The following is a 449-nucleotide window of genomic DNA, read 5'->3' on the forward strand; positions in this document are numbered from 1 at the left end:
ATCCCCGCGTGCGTAAACACCGTATTTGCTTCCTGATGGGCATACTGAAACAGGTCGATGTTTTCCAAAAACAGTTCTGAAGCCTCCTCCGCAATTTCAAAATCGAATCGCACCGACGGATCCATATCCGATGTAAAATAATGCAAATCGTGATTGCCAAGCAGCAACACCACATCGTCGGGATGCTTCTTTTTCAGTTGGATAATCTTTTTCAGATTGCTGATAAGTGCTTTGCAACTAATCGGCTGGTAAGGGTCGAGGTAATCGCCCAAAAACACATACCGACAATTGGGATTGTCTTTCACGACCTCTTTCCAGTACGTTAATCCATGCACGTCGCCAATAATGATTGTTTGTTTCTCCATGTCTTTTATCTTATTATTCATGCTACAAAGATACAACACGGCTTCCGTCAAAAGCTGTCGGAGAACGAAAAAGAGGTGATTTTC

1 protein-coding gene is annotated in these 449 nt (G+C 43.0%); it reads right to left on the reverse strand.

The window, feature by feature from the left end:
* The coding region (locus tag ASC50_RS04605) for a metallophosphoesterase (RefSeq protein WP_193391208.1) at nt 1-449 on the reverse strand (449 nt) is incomplete at both ends.

Source organism: Candidatus Symbiothrix dinenymphae, assembly GCF_001431085.1.